Genomic DNA, 21,076 nt, shown 5'->3' with positions numbered 1-21,076 from the left:
AAAGGAGCAACTCCGCTAATAAGGTTTTGCTTTCCACGCATCAGGCTTTGTTAGAAAAAGTTCTCTAGTGGCGGCGGGCGCGCCCGGGGGTGGGAACCCTCCGCCGCGCCCTTCCACCGGGGCTCGCTCACCCCCGCTACCCCGGGAGCGCCGCACGTCCCGCCTACCGCTGCTCCCTTCCGGGCCTGGCGGGGTTCGGCGGGCAAAGGGCGTTAGCCCGGCCCTCCAGCCGGACCCCGCCCACCGCCGGCCCCCCGGGACGAGGGATCACCGTTGCACCCCGGCTTCCGGGCGCGGTTTTGGGAACCGCCCCCCGGGCTTCGGCCCCGGCATATCGACGGTTTCCGGTTGCAGGGGACGCCGAACCCCCCGGCCTAGCCCGCCGCCGGGAGTAGTTATTGAGACCGGATATATAAAGGTTTGGTTAGAGGGAACGGTCGTCAGAGTTTGCCATCTTTCAGTCAAGAAAAAGGTTATAAATCAATCCGATTAGCACAGTGAGGGTCATCATGAGGATAGTCTTCGATATAGGCGGTTCGGTTCTCGTCCCTGAAGACCCGGACATCGATTTCATCAAAGCGATAGCGTACGAGCTCGTCAAGATAAGCGAGGATCACGAGGTAGCGGTTGTCGTCGGCGGTGGAAAAGTCGCCAGGAAGTACATCCACGCGGCTAAGACTTTCACGCCCAACGAGACATTCAAGGACTACATAGGAATCCACATCACGAGGGCAAACGCGATGCTTCTCATCGCTGCCCTTGGCGAAAAAGCCTACCCATTCGTCGTCCAGGACTTCAGGAAGGCGTGGGAGGTCATCCAGCTCAAGAAGATACCGATAATGGGCGGAACCCACCCCGGCCACACCACTGATGCTGTGGCTGCTCTCTTAGCTGAATACCTTCAGGCGGATCTTCTCGTCGTTGTGACGAACGTGGATGGTGTTTACGATTCAGATCCCAGAAAGAACCAGAATGCGAGGAAGCTCGACAGAATAACGCCTGAAGAGCTGGTTGATATAGCCATGGAGGCCGAGAGCAAGGCCGGCGGAAGCGGCGTCGTCGATGCCCTAGCTGCAAAGTTCATCCAGAGGGGCCGGATAAAGACCTACATCGTTGGCAAGAAGGACGCTTACCACCTCTTCGACGTCGTGAAGGGAAAGCATAATGGAACCGTTGTGGAGCCGTGAGGTTTTCAGCTCTTTTCCACCCATATTGCTGAAGTTAAAGTTCCCGACAAAACTTGTAGCCTTCGCAAAACAATTCAGGATTCTTTTCAAGATTCACCTGTAGTTTTCAAGCCAACCCTTTTATACCTCCCCTTCCTTCTCCCTCCGGTGGTGTCTATGAAAATCGTAGTTGTTGGTTCTGGTACTGCCGGAAGCAACTTCGCCCTCTTCATGCGCAAGCTCGACAGAAAGGCAGAGATTACAGTTATAGGAAAGGAACCAACGATGCAGTATTCACCCTGTGCTCTCCCCCACGTCATAAGCGGCACGATTGAGAAGCCCGAGGATGTTATCGTCTTCCCGAAAGAGTTCTACGAGAAGCAGAAGATTGAGATGATGCTGGAAACGGAGGTTAAAGCCATAGACCTCGGGAGGAATGTCGTAATCACGGATAAGGGTGAGGTTTCCTACGATAAGCTTGTTCTGGCCGTAGGTTCAAAGGCCTTCGTTCCGCCGATTAAGGGAGTTGAGAACAAAGGAGTTTTCACCCTCAAGAGCCTCGACGACGTGCGCAGAATTAAATCCTACATAGCGGAGAGGAAGCCGAAGAGAGCCATAGTTATCGGCGCTGGGCTTATAGGTCTTGAGGGTGCCGAGGCCTTTGTCAAGCTCGGCATGGAAGTCCTCGTCGTCGAGCTGATGGACCGTCTAATGCCAACCATGCTGGACAAGGACACGGCAAAGCTAGTCCAGGCCGAGATGGAAAGCCACGGCGTTTCATTCCGCTTTGGAGTAGGCGTTAGCGAGATAGTTGGAAGCCCGGTTAAGGCAGTTAAAATAGGCGATGATGAAATTCCTGCTGATCTCGTTCTCGTTGCCACCGGCGTTAGGGCAAACACTGACCTTGCCAGGCAGGCGGGCCTAGAAGTGAACCGCGGAATAGTCGTTAACGAACACCTCCAGACGAGTGACCCGGATATCTACGCGATAGGCGACTGTGCTGAGGTCATAGATGCGGTAACAGGAAAGAGAACGCTCAGCCAGCTCGGAACTTCAGCGGTGAGGATGGCAAAAGTGGCGGCGGAGCACATAGCGGGGAAGGACGTCTCCTTCAGGCCCGTCTTCAACACGGCCATAACCGAGCTGTTTGGGCTCGAAATCGGCACCTTCGGAATCACCGAAGAGAGGGCAAAGAAGGAAGGAATAGATGTCGTCGTTGGAAAGTTCAGGGGCTCTACAAAGCCTGAGTACTACCCCGGAGGAAAGCCCATAACCGTCAAGCTGATCTTTAGAAAGTCCGACAGGAGGCTTATCGGCGGCCAGATAGTCGGCGGCGAGCGCGTATGGGGTAGGATAATGACGCTCTCCGCCCTAGCGCAGAAAGGTGCAACGGTTGAGGACGTTGCTTACCTTGAGACCGCCTACGCACCGCCGATAAGCCCGACCATCGACCCGATAACCGTCGCGGCCGAGATGGCGCAGAGGAGGTTCCGCTGAGGTAATTTGGGTGTTTGTCTTACTTTTTTTCTCCTCGTTCCTCTTGGCAGTTGAAACATCAACAAAGTTTAAGTGTCTTCCCAACAACCTGGGTTTTAGGTGATGGTATGAAGATCAGTGAAGGGGATAGAATCCTGCTCGGGACTGGTACTGGAATACTCTTGGCATCCTCTCTGAGGGTCTTTGTGGCCGGTGCATACTCCAGCCTTGAAAAGACCTTCTTCTACGGCATGAACTTCCCGTCTGGGCTTGGAATAGTGCTATTTATCATAGCGGCCTTCCTCGTTGGCAGGATGAGCCGGAAGACCGGTGCGGCCATAATGGCTGCGTACGCCCTGGCGGCGCTGCTCACGGACGCCACCGAATACACCCACCTGATAGCTGCGTTCACGATTCCAATAGCCCTGGCCCTCGTTAAGGAACTCGACGCTAAGTACCTCGCATTTGGCCTCGTGGCCGACTTAACCCTCCGCGTCCTTGCCGTTGGTGGCGAGCCTATTGACTTTCCCCACACCAGGATTATCCTCGCCGCCCTAATATTCCTTGGAGCCTACGCCCTCTGGAAGGAGCCCGGGACGTTCAAGAAGCCCGGCTTCGGCCTCTACGCATTCGCGGCACTGATTGAGCTGGGGCTCATATATCCCAACGCGATCATGCGCTACTCAGGAGTTACCGTCTACTACCTCCCACAGTTCGTCGGCTTCTCGTTCGTCGTCGCACTGGCTATCCTCCTCGGCCCATATCTGGGCAAAAAGCCTGGCATAGCCGCACTCCTGCTGATCCTTGGCTCTGCGGCGCTCTTCGTAAGGCCGGCCGCTTTAATCGGCCTCCCGCTTGCGCTGGCATCTTCAATAGCTCTCGTCGAAAGCTCCAAGGGCAGCAGGGGAGGAGTCATCGGAGCGGTCTATCTCTTCCTGGTCGCGACCCTTGCCCTCGGGGCCTATGTGGGCAGGGACATCGGTTTAGCTTTCATGGAGGACAGGCTTGAGGCCCTCATCCTTGCGGCATCCGTAGTCTACGCCATGAGCGCCTATGGAAAGTCGGTGGAGATCAGGGTTCCAAGCGTAAGGGAGATAGCGGCTTCCCTCGGGGGCCTCCTCCTGGCCTCTATAATCGTCCTAGCCATCTTCAACGCCTCTCCGGTCTACGAACCGGCCAAAAAAGAGGTTCTCATCTGGACCTACAACGTCCACCAGGGTTTCGGGCCTTACGACGGGAAGTTCAACGGCTACGAGCTTGTTAATCTCCTAAAAGAACAGAAACCTGACATCTGGGCGTCCCAGGAGGTCGTCGGTGGGATGATAGGCAACGGCTACCAGGACGTCCCGCTCATGCTCTCGGCCTACCTCGGCTACGTTTACGAGTACAAGCCTGCAGTGGAGGGCACCTACGGAATAGCGGTCTTCTCCCACTGGCACATGAAGACGGAGGGCGAGCTCAACCTCAAGAGCGTCGGTCAGGCCAGGCCAGCCCAGAAGGTTAGCTTCGAGGAGTTGGGTCTCACCCTCGTGAACGTCCATATGGGTTTGAGCGAAGAGGAGAGGGCGATGCAGGCCGAGGAGCTCCTCAAGTTCGCGGAGAGCGGACCCATAGCGGAGATAATACTCGGCGACACGAACGCCGAGCCGGACGAGAAAGCGATAGAGATACTCACCCGCGAGTACAGGGATGCATTTGAGCAGAGGCCGCCTTACACCTTCCTCTGGGAGAGGAACGGCGTCAGGGACAAAGAGAACATAGACTACATCCTGCTTAAGAAGAACTGGCCGGCTGAAATTAAAGACTACGGCTGCCTTTGTGACGTGGAGGTTTCAGACCACAGGCCGGTGTGGGCTCTGGTGGAGCTTCCGTGAGGTTTTTAGCTTTTCTCCCCAACTTTTTACTATGGGATCAAAGAGGACGAGGGTAAGCAAGCTGATGGCCTATATCCTGAGGCACTCGCCGGAGGAGTTTGGACTCAAACCGGACGTGGAAGGGTTCGTTTCTCTCCACGGACTTGTCACTGCACTGAAAACTGTTTATCCATATGTCACCGAAGAATTCGTCAGGGAAATCGTTGAGAACGATCCAAAGGGTCGCTACGAAATTAGAGGGGCGAGAATTAGGGCCCGCTACGGCCACAGCTATCCCGTCAGCTTGGATCACGAAGAGGATACTGAAAGCCGCATTCTGTATCACGGAACGCCAAGGAGAAACCTGCAGTCGATTCTAAGGGAAGGTCTGAAGCCAATGAAACGCCAGTACGTTCACTTGAGTACCGACCGGATTGAAGCGTTGGAAACGGGAATGAGACACGGAAGGGATGTCGTTCTCCTCATGATAGACGCCGATTGTCTGAGAAAGAAGGGGCTCAAGATATACAAAGCCGGGAAGAATGTGAGGATAGTGGAAAATGTGCCACAGGAGTGCATAATACTCTGGAATTGAACTGCGCACTTCTGTTCACTCTCAGGCTGTCTAGTTTTGTGCATTTCGACCGAATATCGAATTGTTTATTGAACTTTAGTTTGAATTTAGAACTTACTACGACCTCTGTTTAGTCACTGATTGGTGGCGGGAGCCTGTGTTTTTTTGGTTACATGATTTTGAATCGCTGTTTCCTGTTGTATTCACTATTGTTTCCGTAGGGGCAAAAATATATCCTTTGTCTTCTTTATTTGGGCTGGCATTTTGGTGACCTCTATCAAAGGATATTCTGATTTCAACTCCACACGAAAATACTTAAAAATTCTCAAGTGCTCATATTGGGACAGAAATGATGGGAAATGTTCCCGGATCTAAAAAAATATTCAAAGGTGAATAAAAGATGAAGAAGGCGTATGGGGCCTTAATTGCAGTGTTTGTAGTGGCCATATTGGCTGGGACAGTGGCCGCAGTCCCTGTTCCCCATCCAGTTTCCGCCTACGGGCCCAAGGACTATGGACTGCTTAGTCCGAGCCTCTTCAAGAAGGTGCAGCATCTTGACTCGAACCAGGAGGTTGCGGTTATCATAATGTTCCACGACCAGGGGGCAAAGAATCGCGCTTTGCACTTCCTAAAAGCCAGGGGATTCAAAATCAAGTACAACTACCATGTGATCCCTGCACTTGCCGTTAAAATGCCCGCCAGCGAGCTTATGGAGATCTCTGGCTTTGGTAACGCTGGCATCTCGGGGATACAGTTTGTCCAGGAGGACTACAAAGTTCAGATAAACGTTGACACCGAGGGCCTCGACGAGTCCGCAGCCCAGGTCATGGCAACCAACATGTGGAACCTCGGTTACGACGGCTCAGGAATAACAATCGGCATCATCGACACCGGTATCGACGCCTCCCACCCGGATCTCCAGGGAAAGGTTATCGGATGGGTGGACTTCGTCAACGGAAAGAGCACTCCCTACGATGACAACGGCCACGGAACCCACGTCGCCAGCATAGCGGCCGGAACCGGAAAGGCCAGCAACGGCAAGTACAAGGGTATGGCCCCAGGTGCCAAGCTCGTTGGTATAAAGGTTCTCAGCGGAGAGGGAAGCGGTAGCATCTCAGACATCATCAACGGTGTTGACTGGGCGGTTCAGAACAAGGACAAGTACGGAATAAAGGTCATCAACCTCTCCCTCGGCTCAAGCCAGAGTTCCGATGGTACTGACTCCCTCAGCCAGGCCGTCAACAACGCCTGGGATGCTGGAATAGTCGTCTGCGTAGCCGCTGGAAACAGCGGTCCCGACAAGTACACAGTCGGCTCACCGGCAGCTGCTAGTAAGGTCATAACCGTCGGTGCCGTCGACAAGAACGACGTTATAACCGACTTCTCCAGCAGGGGACCGACCGCCGACGGAAGGCTTAAGCCAGAGGTTGTCGCTCCCGGCAACTGGATTATAGCCGCTCGCGCCAGCGGAACCAAGCTCACAGACGTCACTATCGGAGACTACTACGTTGCCGCCCCGGGAACCTCGATGGCCACCCCGCACGTCGCTGGAATCTCAGCCCTCATCCTCCAGGCCCACCCGGACTGGACACCAGACCAGGTTAAGAAGGCCCTCATCGAAACCGCCGACATAGTCAAGCCCGACGAGATAGCGGACATCGCCTACGGTGCCGGTAGGGTTAACGCATACAAGGCTGCCCACTACGACAGCTACTCCAAGCTCACCTTCACCGGCTACGTTGCCGACAAGGGAACCGAGAGCCACCAGTTCACGATAAGCGGAGCTTCCTTCGTCACCGCCACCCTCTACTGGGACAACGCCAAGAGTGACATTGACCTCTACCTCTACGACCCGAACGGCAACCAGGTTGACTACTCCTACACCTCCTACTACGGCTTCGAAAAGGTTGGCTACTACAACCCGACTGACGGCACTTGGACGATAAAGGTCGTCAGCTACAGCGGAAGCGCCAACTACCAGGTTGACGTGGTAAGCGACGGAAGCCTTGGCCAGCCCGGAAGCGGCGACAACGGTGGAAACAATGGTGGAGACAACGGCGGTGACAACGGAGGAAGCCAGCCGAGCGTTGACGAGAAGACCTTCACCGGAACCGTCAGCTACCACGACTACAACGTCCACCAGATGACCGTCAACAGCGGCGCCACCAAGATAACCGGCGACCTCACCGGAAGCAGCTACGACGACCTTGACCTCTACCTCTACGACAACAACCAGAACCTCGTTGACAGGTCGGAGAACTACGGCTCGAGCGAGCACGTCGAGTACAGCAATCCAGCTCCTGGAACCTGGTACTTCGTGGTCTACGCCTACGACACCTACTACTGGAGCGCCAACTACCAGCTCGACGCCAAGGTTTACTACGGGTGAAGTCTTTTAACTTCCCTTCCCCTTCTTCTTTTGAGGTGATGCAGATGAAATCAAGAGCCCTCGCTCTCATCGTCCTTCTGGTAATCCTTTCATCCTCCGTGCCGGCTGGCGCCTCTGAGTTTGAAAACATGCCGTATGTGTACACCCCAACCGTTCCCGAGACTTCCTTTGCTGTTCTGGCCCTTTACAAAGTCGGAGACTATGGCCGCGTCCTCGAGGGGTGTGAATGGCTACTCCAGCTTAAGACGCCCTTCGATTCATGGGGGAGGGTCTACGGAGCGGAGCACGAGGCAAAGTTCACCGGTCTCGCCCTGATGGCCCTCATCCGGGGGGAGAGTGTGGCCCGCGGCAGGTACTTTGATACAATAAACGGCGCAGCCTACTGGCTTATCTTCAAGCAGAATTCAGACGGCTCATGGGAGGACTACCTCGGGACTGCCGTGGCCGTTACCGCCCTTCAGGAGTTCCTTGACAGTAAATACGTCGATCCAAAGCTGCCGAAGTTTAAAGATCAGGTCAAGAAAGCCGTTGAGAGGGGAAGGGCGTGGCTCTCCTCACATCAGCCGAAGTCAGATGAAGAGATCGCCTTTGCATCGATGGCCCTGCACGATGGAGGACTTCTGAAAACCGCCGAACCTGGTCCGTTCAAGTACTTCGCACTTGCATACCTCGGCAAGGACCCCAGTGTTCCCGGGAATATCGCCGTTAGGAACCCCCTAGAAGCCGCGCTCCTCCTCTACGCCACCGGCGATGAGAAGTACCACGATGCGCTAGTTAGAATGGAGCACTTCGGTTTCTGGGGGACGCTTCGCTACAACCCTGTGGATCTGATGGAGGCGTCAAAAGTCTGGGGATTTGAGAGTCTGAAATCTATAGCCTGCCCCTATGTCTCCAAGATCCAGCCCCAGCTGCATTTTGAGTGGGAAAAAGTGGTTTACGCTAGCTACTTCCTTTCCTGTGGAATGGACGTGGAGCTTCCAAATTCTTCCACATACAGTTCCCTGAAGCCGTGGCAGATAGCGGAGATAGCCCGCATCAAGTCTAAAACTGGGGCTCCTTATGATGGGGAAGTGAGCTACCTGCTCTCACACATCAACGGAACCAGCTGGGGGGACTTTTATAACACCGAGTACGTGGTTTGGGTTCTCCGCTCCCTCAACGTCAGCGTGGATTACGCCCCAATCCTGAGGTACCTCGAATCGAGCATCGCCAACGACTCACCGACGTACTACTACGCCTACGCACTTATGGTCTTCAAGGAGTTCGGCAGGGAGGCGGCCCTTAATGAGACGCTCTACATCCTCGGAGAAAGGCAGGGGCCGGATGGGGGCTGGGGCTACACAGCGGGCGCCCCTTCGGGAATAAAGTCCACCGCAACTGTCCTCTGGGCGCTTGAAAGGGCCGGCCTCGTAAACACTCCCCTTTACACCCGTGGCTGGAATTTCCTCAGAAAAGCCATCTACGCCGAGATTCCCGCGCCCAAAGAAAGAGACGGGGAGTTCAGGATGGAAAACGCCACGATAGTGCAGATCAAGAATGGACGGTACATCGGGAATGCCACGGGGGCAGTCTCAACTGTGGGCCTTGATGGCCTGGTTTACATCTACCCTTCAAAGAACCCCCTCGTCATAGGTGCCGTTGCCGAGGGGGGATTCCATGCCGAGAGCCCTTGGATGGGGAGGGGAAGGCAGTACGTTGCCATCGCAGGACTTATCGCCGGACTCCTCGGGGCGTTTTACGCGGTGATCCTGCTGGAGAACAGGAGAAGGAGATGATGAGGGCCTTTTTTGGCCCTCTAAAACTGTGCTGAACTCGGCTCAGGTGGTCGAGCTCTCCTCGTCGTCGTAGAGCTCCCGACCGACGGTTATCTCTTCCTCGAAGCCCTTGGAACCTTCGAGGGTCTGGATCCTGAACATGTAGCTCTTGTACCAGTTGTAGCTTGGCTTCACCTTGACCGGGAGAAGCCTCCAAGCCCTGGTCTCCTCGACGTAGCCCCAGTTGACGTACTCGTTGAAGTTCCTTATGATGTCAGTTATAACAACGCCGAACTCGTTGATAAGGACCTTCTGCATCTCCCTCCACTTATCTAGTGAGCTTTCCCTCCTCGTTATCCCGAAGTAGCCGGCGCAACCGGGCCCCTTGAGGGTAGCTATTCCCCTTCCGACGAAGGAGCGGATGGCGTGAACAGTTTCAGGAGGATCCGTTATGAACGTGTCGAACTTGTGGAGGGCATAATCAGGGAGCGGCTTCCTGAGGTCAAAGGTGAATATCTCGATGTTCTCATAGCCGATCTCCTCCGCGGTCTTCTCGATGAACTTCGTGAGCCTCTCATCGATGTCGAGAACGGCTATCCTCTTCGGAAGGCCGCTCAGCATGAGGGCCACGCTGGTCAGGTCGTCGTCTCCGAGTACGAAGACCTCCTTGTTCTCCAGATCCCCGCGGGTGTGCATGAGGGCCACCCTGGCAACAGTGGTCTCGGGGGTGACGTAGGCCTGGTCGAACTGGTGGGCAGGCTCGGGTCTGTCCTTTACTATCTCCTTGAACTCCTCTAAGAGGTCGCTGAAGGCGGAGAGCTCGACGGTCTTGCCTTTGCAGTGGGAGCAGGTGTAATCCTTCCTCTCGCCTATCCCGTACTTCTCCACCAGCTTTCTGCCGCTCTCTGTGAGGATGACGTTCCCGTCTTTGAAAGCAACGTGGCCAAGCTCGCTAAGCGTAGTTACGACGGCAACGACGAGCGGCAGGGGTTCCTCGCTTAGGTCTACGATCTTCCACACGTCCCCGCTCGCCTGAATCGCGCTCAGGACGTTCTCTATGGTCCTCTCATAAACGGGGATGCTCGTCTTCTCCCTAACCCTCTCCATTATCTCCTTCATTTCAAGCACCTCCAGAAAACTGATCTTTGAATTACGTTGGAAAGGCCCTTTTTTAAGGTTTTCCACCGGAAACGGAAGTTTAATAAGCCTCCATCCGGAACCAAGACCGATGATCGAGCCAGTGGGGAATGACTTCGTAAAGCGCTACCGCCTTGAATACAACCGCGAAGCCCTTGAAAGGGTTAGGGCTCTGATCGGAGAGCGGAGCTACTCCCGGCTTGGGGATCTCCTTGAGTACAGGCTGAGTGGGAAGGATTTCGACCGCTCCCCTCTGGATGTTAAGGTAGCCCTAGCCTTCTCCGCCGGTTCGGACAGCACGGCGGCGCTTAAGATACTCCGATGGGCCGGTTTTGACGTTATCCCGGTGACTGCAAGGTTGCCCCAGATGAGTGAACGTGTTCTGGAAAGGGTTCGGGAAGCGGGGGCGGTTCTCGTTGATGTCCCCGGCTACATGGAGGTAGTACGCTCCCAGATCGAGAAGGGTGCTCCCATCTGCGGCCGCTGTCACTCCCTTGTGATGGGTGCCGTTGAGAGGTACGCAAGGGAAAGCGGAATAAAAGTCCTCGCGAGCGGTGATCTGCTGAGTTCCGGTCTCATCTCGATATATGAAAAGGATGGATTGGTGCCCCTCAACCTCCCGGCGTTTCTAGCCCTCGACAAGGGGGAGGTAATAAGGATAATCGGCGGAGAGTACGACCTTAAGTTCGGCTGTCCACTCCTGTGGGAGCTCTTCAGAAAAGCCCCTTCGACAAAGAGGCTCGCCGTACAGCGGGTCCTGAGGGAGACGAGGGCGAGAGCCTTAACCCCCCAAATGGCCGAAAGGCTGATAATGGACATTCTCTCCCGCTAGCTACCCATTTCTGACCCAAAAGGTTTAAATTTGTCTTTCCCAACACCGGCCAGGTGGTGAATAGTGGTCACGAAGGAAGAGGTTGAGAGTGTTGTCAAGTCTGTGGTAGATGAGAAGTTCATCCGTTCAGTCGAGGTCGATGAGAAGGGGAACGTAACGGTCACGCTGGCCAAGGATACACCCGACATTGACAACGTCCTCATAAAGCTCCACTCAGAGATAGGAAAGCTCGAGGGCGTTGGGCTGATAACCGTCAACAGGGAGAGAGAGGTTAAAGAAACAGGAGAGAACGTCCAGCTTACCAAGGAGCTCGTCCTTGAGAAGCTCAAAGAGGTCGTAGATCCTGAGATAGGCATCGACGTTGTCAACCTCGGCTTGATATACGAGCTTGAGGTAAGACCCGACAACACGGTCTACGTCAAGATGACGATGACAACTCCAGGTTGCCCAATGACGATGTGGATCCTTCGCGCCGTTGAGGACAAGATACTCGAGATACCGGGTGTGAAGGACGCTGAGATCGAGCTCACTTTCGACCCTCCGTGGAGCCCGGACATGGTGAGCGAGGAGTACAAGAAGAAGCTGGGTCTCTACTGACCCATTCTGATTTTTTATGTACACCGAAGTTTCTATTGCTTCCCTTTTCAACGGATGTTGCCTCTGGGTTCTCTTTTTTCCCGACGAAAACTTTATATTCCCCCTCGTTCATTTAATCCCGGTGATGTTCCATGGCTTGGAAGGTTACGGTTGACCAGGACACCTGCATTGGAGATGCCATCTGTGCAAGCCTCTGCCCGGACGTTTTCGAGATGGGCGACGACGGAAAGGCCCACCCGATAGTCGACACCACTGACCTCGAGTGCGCCCAGGAGGCCGCCGAGGCCTGCCCGGTCGGCGCTATCACCCTTGAGGAGGCTTGAATTCCTTCTTTTTCTTCCTTTGAGCGTTTGGTTCTCCGCGGACACAAAATTTTAAGAAAAGCTCAATCAAGGCTTAATCTGAACTTCTCCGCCTGCTCCAGTACGTACTCCCGGATCTCCCGTGCCTTTGGTAGGTCTGCGACTATCTCACCGTTCTCGATGAGCGGCCTCAGAAGGGGCTCTACTTTCGCACCGCAGACAGGGCACTTCTCAAGCTTCTTATCAGCCGGAACGCGGTGGTAGTGACCGTTTTCGCAACGGTATATCTGCTTCCTCCCGCTCAGCTTGCCGCGCTTCGTTATTGGCTTTCCTTCCACCTCAACTATGTCAAGGGAGAAATCAACCGGTTTTGCACTCGCTATGCTGCCCCCTACCCCGAATGCATCCGCAACGTCCGCGAGTTCTTTTATGCTATCCTCATCCAATCCGCCGCTGAGTAGGATTTTGACGTGGTTATAGCCCCTCAAGTCCAGTTCCCAGCGCACCTCCTCCACGATCCTCCTGAAGTTGCCCCTTCTAGAACTCGGTGTGTCAAGTCTTACCGCGTTGAGCCTCTCTCCAAGGGTCTCGGCAGCCATCAAGGCTTCAAACTTCTCATCGCAGAGTGTATCAACCAGTGCCGTCCTCGGAACCTCCGGGGGCATCACTTCGTCGTAGTACTTCCAGGCCTTCACCTGGTCGCCAACTGTCAGGATGAGCGCGTGGGGCATCGTCCCAACGGGCTTCTCTCCCATCATCTCTGCCCCGAGGACGCCGGAGACGCCGTCGCATCCACCGATGAAGGCTGCCCTATCTATCATAGGGGCTATCGCGGGGTGCATGTGCCTTATCCCGAAGGAGTAGACGGGCTTGAATCTCGCCGCTATCTTGGTTCTGAGTGCGGCGGTGGCTATACCGCTCGCCTGGCTGAGCATGCCGAGCAGGGCGGTCTCATAGATTCCGAACTCCTTGTAGTAACCTTCTATCTGGAGAACGGGCTCATAGGGGTGGAATATCGTTCCTTCGGGCATCGCGTAGACGTTCACCGGGAGACCTTCGAGGAGCTTTGCAACTTCTTCTACCCCCGCTAGAACACCCCACTTCCATCCGTGCGGGAGGCTCGTGGTGGTAACGTCGGCGAAGACCTTTTTGTGAATGTCTTTCTCTTCGAGGATTTTCTTCGTCCTGATGAAGTAGACGTCGGTAGTTTTTCCGGCCCTAATATCGTCCTCGTGGGCTATGTAGAAGTCGCGCATTTTGAGTCACCTGAACTTGAATTCCCACAACTTGATTTTAAGGGTTTCTTAATCCAGCCTGAAGGGCAGCTCAGCCCTTTCGCCCTTCTCTATCCTGTGAAGTTCCCTCCTGTATGCCTCAAGGGGTCTATCCTCAACCTTGAGGTACCCTGCGAACGTTTTTGGCTTCTTCTCAAGCCCGTCAAAGAACCTTGGATAGCGTTTATCCCGGACTATGTGGTGGTCGAGGATTACCTCCGCATCGGTCTCGCGGATTATCTCGTTGAGGTTCTTGAGACCAGTCTCCCAGGCTCCTTCAGCCCTCGGGCCGAGGTATGTTGGTGGCCCACCGGTTATGAGAAGATCTGGATTCTTCTCGATTATCCACTCAACCGCTTTCCTGTTGAGGAGCTGGATGTCGCTCGCGTGGATTATCCTTTTGGAGCCATCGTCAATGAGAACCATGACCACAAAGCCGAGCTTGCTACCTTCGCTACCGTGGGGCACTGCCGGCGAGAACTCTAGGGTGATTCCTCCGAGGTCAAAGCTCCTTCCGTCCGCGTACTCTATCTTTTTCGCTATCGATTCGGCGTTCTTGAGGAAGACCCACGCCCTCTTCCTCTGGCTGAAGTTTATGTTCTCTCTCGGATGCTTGATGAAGAGGAGCTTTCCGGTGTAAACCTCTCTCGCGTACTCCTCGCTGGAGCTCTCATATAGGCCCTCAAAGAAGGGAGTGTGGTGGTCGTAGTGGTAGTGGGATATCGTTATCACGTCGGCCCTTCGAGCGTAACCCTGGAGCTTTTTCCTCATCTGTTGGAGCGTCTTTAGTTCAATTTCCGCAGGTGAGAGACCGTATCTCCTGGGACCGAGGGCGACGCCAGGATCGATGAGTATCCTTATTCCGCTGGCTTCCACGAAGGTTGCTAAACTCCTCACACCAAGACTCTCGGAGGCGAGGGGGATTACGCGCGTGGTGATCACCGTCACTATCTTGCTGACAAAAATTTTAAACCTTCACGGAAAAGAGTGTATGGTATGGGAGTGTACAAAGCCGCTGCAGCTCTTATAATATCCCTCTTCATGGTCACGAGCCTTATCGGTCACCACACGGGTAGGTTAAGGGAGGTTCCAGTCGTTGGGCCACAGTGGGAGGATCTAACGACCCGCTTCGTAAGCTGGTTCTACGATGCAACTGGAATATATCTCGACGCACTGGGCTTCGTGAACGAGAAGGTCATCGATAACATACCCCTAGAGACGTATGACATGGATCTCAACAAACCGGCATACGCTTATCCCTACTGGAGTTACACTGGCTTCCCGCGCGAGAAACTGCCCGAGATATTGAGATCAAAGGTCGTTCAGGAGTTCTTGGACTCGGTCATCAGCGAGGCTGAGGAGCGGATTGAGAAGAAGGATGTTCCAAGAGACGCATACGTTCTATACCTCCGGGCGACGGCCTACGAGGTGATGGTTGAGCGGGCGAAGTACTGTGCCGGCGGCCCGACCAAGGATCCCCGCTACGTCGTAACCCACTGCGGTGACTGTGACGACTGGCACGTTGTTGCCTATGCATTGATCTCAAAGATAAACGAGCAGTACGGTATCAAAGCAAGGTACTTCCTCACCCACGTTCCTGGTCATGCTTTCTTGACGGTTTATTACCCCGAGGAGGGCAAGTGGGAGATCTACGACTGGTTCCCGCCGATAGGAATTCCAGCCTTTAACACCAGCGCTATAAAGCTTGGCTACGCCGGCTATATGATGCCGGACAGAAAGAACGTCGTCTTGAACGGCAGGTGCCCGGTTGCCTTCAACGTGCCCAAGGAGGATTGTGTCTTCAAAATACGGCGTTTTGAGAACTTTGGACGAATGTACGAGTTCTACCGGATCTACGGTGAGGGGGAGATAGAACGATTTTACGAGCTCCCCTCGCTCAAGTACGTTGAAGGTTCCAAACTGCGCTCAATGTGGGGCTAAACCTTAATAAGCTCCCTCCGTTAGTGGGGTTAACCGATGATGAGTGTCATCCCTCCTGAACGATGAGGAGATTATCCCCACCTGAGGTGGTTCAATGATAGGTTTCCTGAGAAAGAAGCGGGGTAAAAAGGGCCCCTTTGTTTACCTTAGCGAGCCCACGTTTCTCTACAAAACGGTGACAGAAAAGGCGATCCTTGAGATAATAGAGGAAAAACTTGGCTCAACGAACGTTCTCGTGCCATCGGATTACGGTCTCCGGGACACGAGCGGGAAGATAAAGGAGGCCGAAGCTTTGGTTGCCGTGGCGGTTCTGGGCAAGTTCACCTCCCTCGTCTCCAGAGAGGTCAAACTGGCGAGGGAGCTGGGGGTTAACGTCTTCACTCTCCTCCTTGCCAGGGATGGAGACGAACTCGTTTACCTCTGGACTGAAGGGGTGCCGGACGATGTTGAATGGCTCGATGAGAATGAGACCATGGAGTTCACGAAAGTCTTTATCAATGCCGAGTTCATGGACATACTGAAACACGCCTTTCTTGTGGGCTCAAGAAAAAGGGAATGGTAAAAAGCTTAAGCTTCGGCTTTAGCCTTCTTCTCTATGTAGTCGCAGATGGCTTTGGCGGCCCTCTTTCCATCGCCCATGGCAAGGATAACCGTCGCCTCACCCCTAATCGCGTCGCCACCGGCGAAGACACCCGGAATGCTCGTCATGAGGTTCTCGTCAACCACCAAAGTGCCGTTGGGGTTCGTCTTGAGGCCGGGTGTTTCGGTGATTATCTTGTTGGGTTCGAGGCCAATGGCTATGATGACGGTCGTGGCCTCAAGCGTGACGTACTCACCCGTTCCGACTATCTTGCGCTTTCCTTTTCTGTCCCTCTCTTCCAGGGGTCTCATCTTCTCGAACTTCACAGCCTTGACCCTGCCGTTCTCGTCGCCTATGAACTCGACGGGGTTGAGGAAGAACTCGAACTTAACTCCCTCCTCTTCAGCGTGGTGGATCTCCTCTATACGAGCGGTCATGTCCTCTCTACCGCGGCGGTAGGCTATCGTGACATCGGCGCCGAGCCTCAGGGCCGAACGTGCTGCATCCATGGCCGTGTTGCCCGCTCCGATAACCACGACCTTCTCTCCCACGTGAATCGGCGTGTCGTACTCTGGGAACTCATAGGCCTTCATGAGGTTGACCCTGGTGAGGAACTCGTTCGCGGAGTAAATCCTGCCCAGCAGTATTCCCGGTATGTTGAGGAGCCTTGGCGTTCCCGCTCCGGTGCCTATGAAGACCGCATCGTACTCCCCGAGGAGTTCCTCGATGGTTACCGTTCTCCCGACGAGGTGGTCCGTTTTTATCTCGACGCCGAGACGCTTGAGTTTGTCCAGCTCGTGGTCGAGTATCTCCTTCGGAAGGCGGAACTCGGGAATGCCGTAGGCGAGAACTCCCCCCGGCTTGTGAAGGGCTTCAAAAATCGTAACTCTGTAGCCCATCTTGGCGAGCTCTCCCGCGCAGGTGAGCCCGGCTGGCCCGGCACCGACCACTGCCACCTTCCCTTTCTTTTCACTGCACTCCCTCGCGAACTCCTGGAGGAGTTCATCCTCTATGCCATGTTCCCTGGCGTAATCCGCGACGAAGCGCTCAAGCTTTCCTATATTAACGGCCGTCCCGACCTTTCCAACGACGCACGCTCCCTCGCACTGGTCCTCCTGCGGGCAGACCCTTCCAGTGATGGCCGGCAGGGTGTTGTCGTTCCAGATTATTCTGAGAGCTCCTTTAACATCCCCCTCCTTTATCTTGGCAATGAATGCGGGTATGTTGATGTGGACGGGACAGCCTTTGATACACGGGGCATACTCCACTGGACACTGCAAACAGCGCTCAGCTTCCTGCTTTGCCAGCTCGAAGGTGTAGCCGAGGTTTACCTCGTTGAAATCCCTGACCCTCTCCTCCGGCGGCCTCTCCGGAGTGGGAACCCTCTCCTTGATGAGTTTCGGCATTCAGATCACCCCCCTGGCGCGGAGCTCTTCGAGATAGCGTTCCTTAGCCAGCTGCTCCTGCTCCTTGAAACGCTCCGCCCTCTTCAGAACGTCCGCCCAGTCGACCTTGTGGGCGTCGAACATCGGTCCGTCCCTGCAGGCGAACTTTATCTCGTTTCCATAGAGAATTCTACACGAGCCGCACATCCCGGTTCCGTCGACCATTATCTGCCTGACGGTGGTTATCGTTGGAATCCCGTAGGGTCTTGTTAGTTCGGCGAGCTTCGCGAGGGTTCCCAGCTTCCCGCCCGCAAAGATTATGTCCACCCTGTCCTTCTCGATGAGCTCTTTGACAACGTCGAGGTAGTTGCCCTTTATACCGACGCTTCCATCGTCGGTTGTGATGTAGTGCTCATCTGCAACGGGCTTGGCAAGAAACTCCTCCGGATAGACGTTGGCCTTGTTTTCAAAGCTCTGTATTGAGATCGTGTAGTTTCCGGCCTCTTTCATGGCCTTGAGCGTTGCGTAGTTCTCCGCCTGTCCGCAGACGGCGTCGGAAGCAAAGACAACGTTTCCGTAGTTCTTTACCTTGATGGGCTTACCCAACGGCCCCACAAAGCTCCAGAGTTCATCACCAACGCTGTATTCGTAGTAGAGCTGAAGGCTCGTCTTCCCGAGCTTCCTTATGAACATCCCAATTCTTCCGTTCTCAGCCTTGTAGACCGACATAGGGACCCTCTCGCCCTTCTCATGGACGATAAAAACTACAAATTGGCCCGGTTTCCATGCTTTCGCCACATGCGGCGCCTCCACCTCTACGAAGTAGTCGATGGGGCTCAGGTCCGCCTTCGCGGTTATCTTATATCCCATAGTGCATCACCCTGTTCATGTGAACAATCTTGTTCACTTTAAGTTTTGAACTCAAAGTTTATAGGCATTTTTTAAACCAAAGGTTTAGAACCTTTTTTCAGCCGAAACATGGCAGAATAGGCCTTTTTTCGGGAGCTGGTGTGGTCGGACGTATCTTGGCAAGGTTTTTAGGAAAGTGCTCGTAGAATTGAGGGAGGTGATATCATGGTGAAGATTCCGAAGAGTCATCCCCGCTACTGGAGCCTGTATTACCGGGAGAAGATAATTGAGGGAATGGAAAAGGGAATGACCGCAAAGGCCGGTTTAATAGCCCATGGACGTGGGGAGGCCTTCGACTATATAATCGGAGAGAAGACGATAGAGCCGGCTGAAAGGGCCATGAGGGCGGCAGTTGCAAAATTGCTCCTCGCCAGACATCCCGTCATCTCTGTTAACGGCAACGTTGCGGCCCTCGTCCCGAAGGAGACGATAGAGCTTGCCAAAGCCCTCGGCGCAAAGCTTGAGATAAACCTCTTCTACCGCACGGAGGAGCGCGTTAAAGCCATCGCCGAAGAGCTCAGGAAGTACGACCCGGATATTGAGCTCCTTGGAATAAACCCAACGAAGAGGATTCCGGGACTGGAACACGAGCGCGGAAAGGTCGACGAGGAGGGAATATGGAAGGCCGATGTCGTTGTGGTACCTCTCGAGGACGGAGACAGGACGGAGGCCCTCGTGGCTATGGGCAAGTTCGTGATAACCATCGACCTCAACCCCCTCTCAAGGAGCGCTAGGATGGCCGACATAACGATAGTGGACAACATCGTTAGGGCTTACCCGAAGATGACCGAGCTCGCGAGGGAGATGAAGGACTACAGCAGGGATGAACTGCTGAAGATCGTCGAGGAGTACGACAACGGAAAAACGCTGGGCGACGTTCTGCTCCATATGAAGAACAGGTTAGCTAAGCTAGCGGAGGAGGGCGTGTGGAGAAAGAAAAAGCTCGATTAAGATTCCTTCTCCGTTTTTTCCACGAGTGCCCTGAGGCTGTTTATCAGCTCGGTCTCGTTTTCGGCGTGGGAGATCACAAGGGGTATCTTCTCCTTCTCAGCCAGCTTAACGGCCAGCTCGTCGAGCTTCTTGACGCCATGGAGGACAACGACGGCGGGCTTGAGTCCCTGGACGCGGACGGCTATCATCGGGCTCCTTCCGGTGCTTACCTTCGTGAACACGAGTGCCCTCTCAGTGGTCCAGCCGTAGAGCCTTAGGAACTCCTCGGACGACATCTCAAGTATGGCCTGTATGCTGTCGACCACGGTGTAGCCGTAAATGCGTCTGTTGAGTGCCTCCTTACTGGCCGCTACCTCACCTTTAACGGCGTTTACCAGCTCCGCGATTGTGATGGGGATCGCGAATTCTCTAATGTCGAGTATCGCTGAGGTCGGCAGTTCTACACCTATGGTTCTGCTGAACGCTTTTATGACGTTTCCGCCCCTCTCTTCGTCTATCTCAAGGAGGGCCTCAACGAATTTCTTGATGGTAGCTGCCCCTGGGCTCTTTCTCCGCCCGCCCTCATAGTCGCTTATGACCGAAGAAGAAACGCCGAGGTGTTCGGCGAGCTCCGTCTGGCTTATCCCAAAGATCTCACGCCACTTCCTCATGGTCTTTCCTGGATCGGAGGAGAGGGTTATCTCTCCCGCTATTCTCCTTGCTAGGGCTTCCTTTTCCTTCTCCAGCATGTTCAAAACTATCGCTCTTGGGTTATAAACCTATCGGCAATTGCCTAAGAGATTTGAAATTGGCTGAAATTGTGGGCTAGAACGAACCACAAACTTGATCAAACTCAACGGGGCTGTCGTTCCGTGCGTTGAAGCAAAGCTTCAACGTCGCGCAGGAAGCTTTTGGAAAAAGCTTTACCAAAAGTTCGAATGTCCTCGAGAATTGGCTTGATGCGGTTAGATTCTCTTGATAGATGCGCAGAGGAGTGCGGGTTTTCTTCTTTTTAACGCCCCTTCGGGCGTTATATTGCGAGCAAACCCCTTGAAAACTGCCAATGAAGTAGGAGAATACTAAAACTCGACAGTTTAAAAGGACATTCCTTCTTTGATAAAACTTTTCGCCAGCAAGCTTTTAGGAAAAGCTTGACCAAAAATTGCCCCTCTGTTTAAACTTGCCCTTTGATGAGCGTATGCTCTTAAAAAGACAACCTCACGCGGGTTTAACTCTAAATCTCTCAGCCAATTGTGATTTTGACTTTCTTTTTTTAGTGCCCTTCGGGCACTATATGGGGAGAAAATCCTGCTAAATCATCAGATTGGTTAGTAAACCCTTCAAAAACAGGCATATCTAAAAAGCATACCAGCTTTCCGCCAGCGCTTTCGTAAGAAAGGGCTGTAATGGTGGGGGCGCGGGGATTTGAACCCCGGTCCGCGGGTTTCTCCGGGTCAGAGCTCCAAAGGCTCATCCCCTATCAGCAAACCCGCAAGTCCTCATACCTCTGGAGCCCGCGATGATGGACCAGGCTACACCACGCCCCCGTCCGGCTTTAGCTTAGCAACGGGAGGTTTATAAGCTTTGTGCTAGCGGAAGTTTTATTAACTTCCACTTACAAAAATGTTACGGGGTGTCTGCCATGGAGGAGCCCGTCGTTATCGGAAAGGACAAGTTCAGGATAAGCGAGGATGAGACCGCCAGGAGGGAGCTCAGGGTTCTCAAGGTTCATGACGATGTCATCCAGATACAGGAGGAGGTTCACGGCATCATCGCCCTCGTCGGAGCGAGCTCAAGTGTCAACATCAAGAGGGAAGAGCTCAAAAACCTCATCAAAGTCGCAAAGGAGGAGTTTGGCTGGACCGATATTTGTGAGTGAGTCTTTCTTTTTCCTTCTCCCGCGTTAGAACCATCGAATTTTGACTCCTTTTTGTGTATCATCGACGGTGATATTAACGTTTTATAAGCATGAAAGTG

Annotated in this window: 19 protein-coding genes, 1 tRNA gene and 1 other RNA gene; 13 read left to right on the top strand and 8 right to left on the bottom strand. The window is 54.1% G+C overall.

Translation table 11 applies throughout. From position 1 onward, the window contains the following. Positions 1-71: 71 nt before the first annotated feature. An RNA gene (ffs, locus tag A3L09_RS00395) (signal recognition particle sRNA) lies at positions 72-385 on the bottom strand. A 124-nt stretch (positions 386-509) separates the two neighbouring features. Between ffs and pyrH the strand changes: the two genes are divergently transcribed. The 6 genes from pyrH (at position 510) to A3L09_RS00365 (ending at position 9,233) form a co-directional block, all read left to right on the top strand. Further along, positions 510-1,187 carry a UMP kinase gene (gene pyrH, locus A3L09_RS00390; protein WP_088857093.1) on the top strand — a complete coding sequence of 226 codons (678 nt, stop codon included), beginning with the start codon at positions 510-512 and terminating at the stop codon, positions 1,185-1,187. A 156-nt stretch (positions 1,188-1,343) separates the two neighbouring features. After that, the gene (locus A3L09_RS00385) at positions 1,344-2,663 is read left to right on the top strand and encodes an NAD(P)/FAD-dependent oxidoreductase (RefSeq protein WP_088857092.1); all 1,320 of its coding nucleotides are present in this window, start codon (positions 1,344-1,346) and stop codon (positions 2,661-2,663) included. Positions 2,664-2,770: 107 nt separating this feature from the next. Next, a complete protein-coding gene (locus A3L09_RS00380; protein ID WP_088857091.1) occupies positions 2,771-4,516 on the top strand; it encodes an endonuclease/exonuclease/phosphatase family protein in 1,746 nt (581 codons plus the stop codon). A gap of 31 nt (positions 4,517-4,547) precedes the next feature. Further along, positions 4,548-5,090, top strand: a complete 543-nt coding sequence (locus tag A3L09_RS00375; RefSeq protein WP_088857090.1) for an RNA 2'-phosphotransferase — start codon at positions 4,548-4,550, stop codon at positions 5,088-5,090. A gap of 379 nt (positions 5,091-5,469) precedes the next feature. Further along, positions 5,470-7,458 carry a S8 family serine peptidase gene (locus A3L09_RS00370; protein ID WP_088857089.1) on the top strand — a complete coding sequence of 663 codons (1,989 nt, stop codon included), beginning with the start codon at positions 5,470-5,472 and terminating at the stop codon, positions 7,456-7,458. 44 nt (positions 7,459-7,502) lie between these two features. Further along, entirely contained in the window at positions 7,503-9,233 is a 1,731-nt protein-coding gene (locus A3L09_RS00365; protein WP_088857088.1) for a squalene cyclase, read from the top strand. Between the two features lie 42 nt (positions 9,234-9,275). On the opposite strand, the gene bpsA is transcribed toward A3L09_RS00365, so the two are convergent. Further along, positions 9,276-10,331, bottom strand: coding sequence for a N(4)-bis(aminopropyl)spermidine synthase (gene bpsA, locus A3L09_RS00360; RefSeq protein ID WP_088857087.1), 1,056 nt, complete (start codon positions 10,329-10,331; stop codon positions 9,276-9,278). Between the two features lie 109 nt (positions 10,332-10,440). Between bpsA and A3L09_RS00355 the strand changes: the two genes are divergently transcribed. The 3 genes from A3L09_RS00355 (at position 10,441) to A3L09_RS00345 (ending at position 12,101) form a co-directional block, all read left to right on the top strand. Next, a complete protein-coding gene (locus tag A3L09_RS00355) occupies positions 10,441-11,181 on the top strand; it encodes an ATPase (protein WP_088857086.1) in 741 nt (246 codons plus the stop codon). Between the two features lie 63 nt (positions 11,182-11,244). Further along, positions 11,245-11,778, top strand: a complete 534-nt coding sequence (locus A3L09_RS00350) for a metal-sulfur cluster assembly factor (protein WP_088857085.1) — start codon at positions 11,245-11,247, stop codon at positions 11,776-11,778. 131 nt (positions 11,779-11,909) lie between these two features. Further along, on the top strand, positions 11,910-12,101 hold the full coding sequence (locus A3L09_RS00345) for a ferredoxin (RefSeq protein ID WP_088857084.1): 192 nt from the start codon (positions 11,910-11,912) through the stop codon (positions 12,099-12,101). 62 nt (positions 12,102-12,163) lie between these two features. Here A3L09_RS00345 and A3L09_RS00340 read toward each other — a convergent pair whose 3' ends face one another. Next, entirely contained in the window at positions 12,164-13,336 is a 1,173-nt protein-coding gene (locus A3L09_RS00340) for a nicotinate phosphoribosyltransferase (RefSeq protein WP_088857083.1), read from the bottom strand. 48 nt (positions 13,337-13,384) lie between these two features. Further along, positions 13,385-14,296: an MBL fold metallo-hydrolase gene (locus A3L09_RS00335; RefSeq protein WP_232473545.1), complete on the bottom strand. Its 912-nt coding sequence runs from the start codon at positions 14,294-14,296 to the stop codon at positions 13,385-13,387. A 54-nt stretch (positions 14,297-14,350) separates the two neighbouring features. Here A3L09_RS00335 and A3L09_RS00330 point away from each other — a divergent pair, with 54 nt between their 5' ends. Together A3L09_RS00330 and A3L09_RS00325 are read left to right on the top strand one after the other, a co-directional pair. Then, entirely contained in the window at positions 14,351-15,295 is a 945-nt protein-coding gene (locus A3L09_RS00330) for a hypothetical protein (RefSeq protein ID WP_088857082.1), read from the top strand. 94 nt (positions 15,296-15,389) lie between these two features. Further along, positions 15,390-15,857, top strand: a complete 468-nt coding sequence (locus tag A3L09_RS00325; RefSeq protein WP_088857081.1) for a hypothetical protein — start codon at positions 15,390-15,392, stop codon at positions 15,855-15,857. Positions 15,858-15,862: 5 nt separating this feature from the next. Here the strand turns inward: A3L09_RS00325 and gltA are convergent, their stop codons facing one another. Together gltA and A3L09_RS00315 are read right to left on the bottom strand one after the other, a co-directional pair. Further along, positions 15,863-17,281 carry an NADPH-dependent glutamate synthase gene (gene gltA, locus A3L09_RS00320; protein WP_088857080.1) on the bottom strand — a complete coding sequence of 473 codons (1,419 nt, stop codon included), beginning with the start codon at positions 17,279-17,281 and terminating at the stop codon, positions 15,863-15,865. Continuing rightward, positions 17,282-18,130, bottom strand: coding sequence for a sulfide/dihydroorotate dehydrogenase-like FAD/NAD-binding protein (locus A3L09_RS00315; protein WP_088857079.1), 849 nt, complete (start codon positions 18,128-18,130; stop codon positions 17,282-17,284). It lies immediately after the preceding gene. A gap of 204 nt (positions 18,131-18,334) precedes the next feature. Between A3L09_RS00315 and A3L09_RS00310 the strand changes: the two genes are divergently transcribed. Continuing rightward, positions 18,335-19,120 (top strand): 4-phosphopantoate--beta-alanine ligase, encoded by a 786-nt coding sequence (locus A3L09_RS00310; RefSeq protein ID WP_088857078.1) that lies wholly within the window; start codon positions 18,335-18,337, stop codon positions 19,118-19,120. On the opposite strand, the gene A3L09_RS00305 is transcribed toward A3L09_RS00310, so the two are convergent. Beyond that, entirely contained in the window at positions 19,117-19,848 is a 732-nt protein-coding gene (locus A3L09_RS00305; RefSeq protein WP_088857077.1) for a helix-turn-helix domain-containing protein, read from the bottom strand. The genes A3L09_RS00310 and A3L09_RS00305 overlap by 4 nt on opposite strands. Before the next feature lie 658 nt (positions 19,849-20,506). After that, positions 20,507-20,646, bottom strand: a tRNA-Trp gene (locus tag A3L09_RS00300). Positions 20,647-20,741: 95 nt separating this feature from the next. Between A3L09_RS00300 and A3L09_RS00295 the strand changes: the two genes are divergently transcribed. Then, the gene (locus A3L09_RS00295; protein WP_088857076.1) at positions 20,742-20,978 is read left to right on the top strand and encodes a hypothetical protein; all 237 of its coding nucleotides are present in this window, start codon (positions 20,742-20,744) and stop codon (positions 20,976-20,978) included. The last annotated feature ends 98 nt before the right edge of the window (positions 20,979-21,076 follow it).

Origin of the sequence: Thermococcus profundus, from assembly GCF_002214585.1 — an archaeon.
Classification (GTDB): Archaea; Methanobacteriota_B; Thermococci; order Thermococcales; family Thermococcaceae; genus Thermococcus; species Thermococcus profundus.
Note: the sequence above shows the minus strand (reverse complement) of the source record. Positions and strands in the feature narration are given on the sequence as shown.

Bases quoted from the DNA above. Each gene is read 5' to 3' on its own strand.
- pyrH (WP_088857093.1), top strand. From the start codon at position 510: ATGAGGATAGTCTTCGATATAGGCGGTTCGGTTCTCGTCCCTGAAGAC.
- A3L09_RS00385 (WP_088857092.1), top strand. From the start codon at position 1,344: ATGAAAATCGTAGTTGTTGGTTCTGGTACTGCCGGAAGCAACTTCGCC.
- A3L09_RS00380 (WP_088857091.1), top strand. From the start codon at position 2,771: ATGAAGATCAGTGAAGGGGATAGAATCCTGCTCGGGACTGGTACTGGA.
- A3L09_RS00375 (WP_088857090.1), top strand. From the start codon at position 4,548: ATGGGATCAAAGAGGACGAGGGTAAGCAAGCTGATGGCCTATATCCTG.
- A3L09_RS00370 (WP_088857089.1), top strand. From the start codon at position 5,470: ATGAAGAAGGCGTATGGGGCCTTAATTGCAGTGTTTGTAGTGGCCATA.
- A3L09_RS00365 (WP_088857088.1), top strand. From the start codon at position 7,503: ATGAAATCAAGAGCCCTCGCTCTCATCGTCCTTCTGGTAATCCTTTCA.
- bpsA (WP_088857087.1), bottom strand. From the start codon at position 10,331: ATGAAGGAGATAATGGAGAGGGTTAGGGAGAAGACGAGCATCCCCGTT.
- A3L09_RS00355 (WP_088857086.1), top strand. From the start codon at position 10,441: ATGATCGAGCCAGTGGGGAATGACTTCGTAAAGCGCTACCGCCTTGAA.
- A3L09_RS00345 (WP_088857084.1), top strand. From the start codon at position 11,910: ATGGCTTGGAAGGTTACGGTTGACCAGGACACCTGCATTGGAGATGCC.
- A3L09_RS00340 (WP_088857083.1), bottom strand. From the start codon at position 13,336: ATGCGCGACTTCTACATAGCCCACGAGGACGATATTAGGGCCGGAAAA.
- A3L09_RS00330 (WP_088857082.1), top strand. From the start codon at position 14,351: ATGGGAGTGTACAAAGCCGCTGCAGCTCTTATAATATCCCTCTTCATG.
- A3L09_RS00325 (WP_088857081.1), top strand. From the start codon at position 15,390: ATGATAGGTTTCCTGAGAAAGAAGCGGGGTAAAAAGGGCCCCTTTGTT.
- gltA (WP_088857080.1), bottom strand. From the start codon at position 17,281: ATGCCGAAACTCATCAAGGAGAGGGTTCCCACTCCGGAGAGGCCGCCG.
- A3L09_RS00315 (WP_088857079.1), bottom strand. From the start codon at position 18,130: ATGGGATATAAGATAACCGCGAAGGCGGACCTGAGCCCCATCGACTAC.
- A3L09_RS00310 (WP_088857078.1), top strand. From the start codon at position 18,335: ATGGTGAAGATTCCGAAGAGTCATCCCCGCTACTGGAGCCTGTATTAC.
- A3L09_RS00305 (WP_088857077.1), bottom strand. From the start codon at position 19,848: ATGCTGGAGAAGGAAAAGGAAGCCCTAGCAAGGAGAATAGCGGGAGAG.
- A3L09_RS00295 (WP_088857076.1), top strand. From the start codon at position 20,742: ATGGAGGAGCCCGTCGTTATCGGAAAGGACAAGTTCAGGATAAGCGAG.